At 72.9% G+C, this 5,238-nt stretch carries 5 protein-coding genes; 2 read left to right on the forward strand and 3 right to left on the reverse strand.

Annotated elements, in window-relative coordinates; genetic code table 11:
• Positions 1-29 precede the first annotated feature (29 nt).
• A complete protein-coding gene (locus tag ACFWEP_RS31150) occupies positions 30-497 on the reverse strand; it encodes a nitroreductase family deazaflavin-dependent oxidoreductase (RefSeq protein ID WP_387375117.1) in 468 nt (155 codons plus the stop codon).
• A 158-nt stretch (positions 498-655) separates the two neighbouring features.
• Between ACFWEP_RS31150 and ACFWEP_RS31155 the strand changes: the two genes are divergently transcribed.
• Positions 656-1,375 (forward strand): TetR/AcrR family transcriptional regulator, encoded by a 720-nt coding sequence (locus ACFWEP_RS31155; RefSeq protein WP_387375119.1) that lies wholly within the window; start codon positions 656-658, stop codon positions 1,373-1,375.
• A 180-nt stretch (positions 1,376-1,555) separates the two neighbouring features.
• On the opposite strand, the gene ACFWEP_RS31160 is transcribed toward ACFWEP_RS31155, so the two are convergent.
• Together ACFWEP_RS31160 and ACFWEP_RS31165 are read right to left on the reverse strand one after the other, a co-directional pair.
• Positions 1,556-2,299: a maleylpyruvate isomerase family mycothiol-dependent enzyme gene (locus ACFWEP_RS31160; RefSeq protein ID WP_387375121.1), complete on the reverse strand. Its 744-nt coding sequence runs from the start codon at positions 2,297-2,299 to the stop codon at positions 1,556-1,558.
• 264 nt (positions 2,300-2,563) lie between these two features.
• The gene (locus tag ACFWEP_RS31165; protein WP_387375123.1) at positions 2,564-3,793 is read right to left on the reverse strand and encodes an MFS transporter; all 1,230 of its coding nucleotides are present in this window, start codon (positions 3,791-3,793) and stop codon (positions 2,564-2,566) included.
• A 121-nt stretch (positions 3,794-3,914) separates the two neighbouring features.
• On the opposite strand from ACFWEP_RS31165, the gene ACFWEP_RS31170 reads away from it, so the two are divergent.
• Positions 3,915-5,129, forward strand: coding sequence for an ROK family protein (locus tag ACFWEP_RS31170; RefSeq protein ID WP_387375125.1), 1,215 nt, complete (start codon positions 3,915-3,917; stop codon positions 5,127-5,129).
• Positions 5,130-5,238 lie beyond the last annotated feature (109 nt).

A 5,238-nucleotide genomic window follows, 5' to 3' on the forward strand; every position in this document is an offset into this window, starting at 1 on the left:
GTCTCCATACCGGTGGCACGTACGACCCGTCAGGCTCCGCGCTCCTCGACGGTGATCCGGAAGACCGGGTGGTCGGGGCAGGCCGCCAGGAGCTCCGCGTCCGTCGATGCGGCGGTGATGCCCTGGAAGTACTGGTTCACCTCCCAGCCCCAGCGCTTCAGGTAGGCGCGGACGACGCGTACCTTCTGCGCGTCGTCCGCGATCTCCACCGCGGTGAAGGCGCGCGTCCTTCGCCCCACCCTCAGCTCGCCGCCGCCGGCCGCCCGCATGTTGCGCACCCACTGGGAGTGGCCACGGGCCGAGACCAGGTACTGCTCGCCGTCGTGGACGTGCGGATTCACCGGGACCCGCTGCATCTTGCCGCTCTTGCGCCCCCGGACGGACATCTCCGCCGTGCCGAGGAGGCTGAGACCATGTCGGGCGAGCCACCCGACCACGCCGTTGAATCGGGTGCCGATCGCACCGGCTCTGAAGTAGTACGGCTGTGCCTGCGACATGGTGTCCCCAGTCCCTGAACGCGAAGTGGTCCGGCTTCTTCGAACCTTTCGAGAGCGGTGCTCTCTGTTGAGATCAGTGTGCATCTCCGGAAGCGACTTCGCAAGAGCGGTGCTCTCGTTTCTGTCCGGTGTTCCGTTCGCATGGCAGAATGGGCTCCATGAGTGCCATCAAGGGGGCCAGGGAACGCGCCCGTACCGAGATCACGGCCGCCATCAAGGACGAGGCGAGGGTGCAGCTCGCGGCGGAGGGTGCTTCCAGGCTCTCGCTGCGCGCCGTCGCCCGCGAGCTCGGCATGGTCTCCTCCGCGCTCTACCGCTACTTCCCCAGCCGCGACGAACTGCTGACGGCACTGATCGTCGACGCCTACGACGCCGTCGGTGAAGCCGCCGAAACGGCGGCCCGCGACGCCACCGCCCGCCCGGACGGCTCCCCCGCCGCCGCTTGGACGGCCGCCGCCCGCGCCGTACGGGAATGGGCTCTCACGCACCCCCACGAGTACGCCCTGATCCACGGCTCGCCCGTACCCGGCTACGTGGCACCCCAGGACACCGTCGCCCCGGCTTCCCGGGTCGGACTCGTCCTCATCGGCCTCGTCCGCGAGGCCCACCGGGCCGGGGGCGTCACCACCCCGCCGCTCTCCGCCGCGCTGCGCCCCGAGGCGGTCCGGATGGCGGCCGAACTGGCCCCGGACCTGCCTCCGGCCAACGCCGCAGCGCTCGTCATCGCCTGGGCCCAGCTCTTCGGGCTGGTCTCCTTCGAGGTCTTCGGCCAGTTCAACGGGGTCGTGGCGGACCGGGAGGCGCTGTTCCGTCAGGCGGCTGACTCGCTCGCCCGCTCGGTCGGTCTCACGGCACCCGGGGAGCCGGCCGAAGGGTGAACGCTCAGCCGCTTCCCGTATCCGGGTCCGGCTCGGGAGCGCCGCGCGGAAACCGACCTCGGTCGACCGGTCGGGGCCTTCGCGGTACACGGCCGCACCGGTTGCCGGGAGGCCCCGCCCACGGGGTGCGCGACGTCACCGGGGGAGACGGGCGGCCTCCCCGCCGCTGCTCCCGGGCCGTCAGATGACGGCGGAGTTCTCCGTCCAGAGCCGCGCCACGGACCCGTCGCCGCCGACGGTGACGGAGGAGAGCGGCAGACGGTTCCACAGCGTCGCGTAGAGGGCTTCCGCGCTGCCGCTCAGCACGCAGTCCACCGCGGCCTCGCGGCCGTCGTCGCGTACGGCCTGCGGCGGTCCGGCCGAGAGCCGTACCGTCCAGGCCGCGTCCGCGTCGACCGCGTGCACCCGCAGGGTTCGAGGGTCTTCGGTGCGAACCCGGCTCTTGGTGCGGGCGTGGAAGCCGACCAGCAACTCGTCGATTCCGTCGAGCGCGCGGACCGTGTCCACCGGGGAGTACGGCGTCCCGAGCGCCGACTCGGCGTCCAGCCGGTGCACCGTCGTCTCGTGCAGCTGCCGGCGCGCCCAGAACGCCGATCCGGAGGCCGCCGGCATGAATGTCCAGCAGGTGAGGTCGCGCGGAGCGGCTTCCAGCGCGGCGACCAGTGCCCGGTGCCCTTCGCTGAACCAGGCGAGCAACTCCTCCCCGTCCAGATCGGGTTCGTCCTGCTCGGCGACGAAGTCGGTGTGCCCCTCGACGACGAACGCCGTCGCCCAGCGGTGCACCGTGCCGGTGTGGCGCAGCAGGTCGCGCACGCGCCAGCCCGGGCAGGTCGGCACCGGAGCGCTTGTCCCCGTCTTCGCGGCCGCCGTCGTGAGCAGTCGGCCTTCTTCGTCGAGCTGCGTGATCTGTTCGGGCATGTCCATGCTGCAGATTGTGGCAGGGGCAGGGGGTGGCCGCCCCCGTCGTCCGAGGAAGTCTCAGACGCTGAACCGGAGTTGTGCCGGGCCGGCCCCGAGCCAGTGCACGGCGGCCTGTCCGGCGTGCGGAGTCAGCGGGTCCCGCAGTTCGTTCGCCGCCGTTCTGAGCAGATCTCCGTCGCGGTCGGCGTGCAGGGTCTCGACGGCGAAGACGACACGGCGCGCACCGGACCGTGCCCGCCGCTCCGCCGGGGGGCGGCCGACAGGCTTTCAGGCGTGCGGCGCCGCGGTGCGGGAGGCGTATCCGAGCGCGGCAGCCGCCGCGGCGAGCAGGGCCACCGTCGTCAGCGCCATCGGCAGCGAGAGCCAGTCCGCGAGGAAACCGATGACGGGCGGTCCGACCAGCATGCCGCCGTAGCCGAGAGTGGACGCCGCGGCGACACCGCCGGGACCTGCCAGCGCGCCCGCCCTGCCGACCGCGACCGGGAAGATGTTGGCCAGTCCGAGCCCTGTCACGGCGAAGCCGGCGAGCGCGAGCGGAACCGTGGGGGCGAGCGATCCCAGCAGCATCCCGGCCGCTGCCCCCGTACCGCCCAGGACCAGCGTCCGCGTCTGGCCGAAACGTTCCAGCAAGGTCGTGCCGGTGAGTCGGCCAACTCCCATGGCCAGGGCGAACAGTGAATACCCGGCAGCCGCGGTGCCCGGTGTGGCGTGCAGGTCCTGGGACAGGTGCAGCGCGCTCCACTCCGCGAGTGCCCCCTCGCCGTACGCGGTGCAGAGCGCGATCACGCCGAACAGGAAGACCACCCGGCGGACGGCCGGGCTCATACGGGGGGAAGACGGATCGCGGTCGTCCGGCGCGGAAGGCGCGGTGGCCGGGGCGTCCGGGGTGTTGCGGAGCATGACCGGCCCCATGACCGCGGTGACCAGCAGGCCGGTCGCGGCGAGCAGGGTCAGGTGGGCGACGGGGGAGAGGTGGCTCGCGGCGATACCGCCGATGCCCGCTCCGGCCATGCCGCCGAAGCTGAACGCGGCGTGGAAGCTGGGCAGTACGGGACGGCGGATGGCCGCGACGAGGTCCACCGCCGCACTGTTCATGGCGACGTTCATCCCGCCGTAGGCGGCACCGAAGACCAGGAGCAGCAGCCCGAGCGTGAGCGCCGAACCGGCGTGCGCGGGCAGGGCGATGCTCAGGGAGAGCAGGATGCCGCACCAGACGCCGACCCGGTGGCTGCCGAAGCGGTGGCAGAGCCGGCCGGTGAGGACCATCGTGATCACCGCGCCCGCCGAGACGCCCAGCAGGGCGAGCCCGAGCGAGGAGGCGGAGGCGCCGATGTGGTGCTTGATGGCCGGGATGCGGACGACCCAGCCTGCGAAGAGGAAACCGTCGAGAGCGAAGAACGCGGTCAGCGCGGTGCGGAGCCGGTCCGCGGAGGGTGGGGCGGTGTCTCCGCCATGCTCCCCCGCCCGGACCGTCCGCAGTTTGTTTAGGTGCGGCACAAAGTCAGCATAGGGGCGCGCCCGGGACGGGCACAAGACGGATGCGGACGTGACCCGGAGCACGTCGTGAGCGGGTGCCGAAGCGTCAGGGACGCCTCGGGATCGTGGGAGACTCGCCCCCATGAACGGCAAGGTGTCCACCACGCGGACGAAGCTGGAGAGGGGCCGCAGCGCGCTCGGGCCGGCCCTGGAACTGGTGCACACGGGGCGTGCGCCCACGCGTGCCGTGCTGACCTCCGAACTGGGCGTCACCCGCGCCACCGCCGGTGCGGTCGCGGCCGAGCTGGAGGCGCTGGGGCTCATCAGGGTCGACTCCAGCCCCGGTTCGGCCGCCGGCTCGCAGGGCCGCCCCTCGCACCGGCTGTCGGTGCGCGAGACCGGGCCCGTCGTACTCGCCGCCCAAGTGCACTCCGACGGCTTCCGTGCGGCGCTGGTCGGTCTCGGTGGCAGGATCGTCGCCACCGCGCCGGGCTGCGGCACCGTCATGGCCGACCCTGCGCAAGTGCTCGGCGAGGTGGTCGAGGCCGGTGCGCAACTGCTGCGCGGCAGCGGGCTGCGCTGCGTGGGTGCGGGACTCGCCGTCCCCTCGGCGGTGGCCGAACCGGAGGGGACGGCCCTGAACCCGATACACATCGCATGGCCCGCCGGTGCCCCGGTGCGCGAGATCTTCCGCGCCTGTGTGCGTGAGGCGGGCATCGAGGGGCCGGTGTTCACCGGGAACGACGTCAACCTCGCGGCGCTCGCCGAACACCGGCACGGCTCCGGGCGCGGCGCTCAGCACCTGCTCTGCGTGGCCACCGGCCATCGGGGCGTCGGCGGCGCTCTGGTGCTCGACGGTCGTCTGCACAGCGGGAGTTCGGGGCTGGCCCTCGAAGTCGGACACCTCACGGTGAACCCCGAGGGCCGTGCGTGCCACTGCGGCGGCCGGGGTTGCCTCGACGTCGAGGCGGACCCGCTGGCCTTCCTTCTCGCGGCGGGCCGGCCGCCCGGCCCGGAGGAGTCGCTGCTCAAGCAGGCGGGCGACCTGTTGCGTACGGAGTACGCGGACGGGGACGTGCGCCGCGCCGCCGAGGCGCTCATCGACCGGCTGGGGCTGGGGCTCGCGGGACTCGTCAACATCCTCAACCCCGACCGGGTCATCCTCGGGGGACTCCATCGGGATCTGCTCGAAGCCGACCCCGAGCGTCTGCGGGCCGTCGTCGCCGACCGCAGCTTGTGGGGGCGCAGCGGCAGCGTGCCGATCCTGCCGTGCACGCTCGCGCACGACAGTCTGGTGGGCGCGGCCGAACTGGCCTGGCAGCCGGTGCTCGACGACCCGCTGACCGTCCTCGTCTGACTCGCGGGAAGGCCCGTGGGGCCGTGCCCGTCCGACGTGCGGGACGTCCTCGTCCGGCCCGTCCTTGCCGGTACCACGCCCTGCGGCCGGTGTCCGGGAACCGTACGGT

Origin of the sequence: Streptomyces sp. NPDC060198 (genome assembly GCF_042728415.1) — a bacterium.
Lineage (GTDB): Bacteria > Actinomycetota > Actinomycetes > Streptomycetales > Streptomycetaceae > Streptomyces.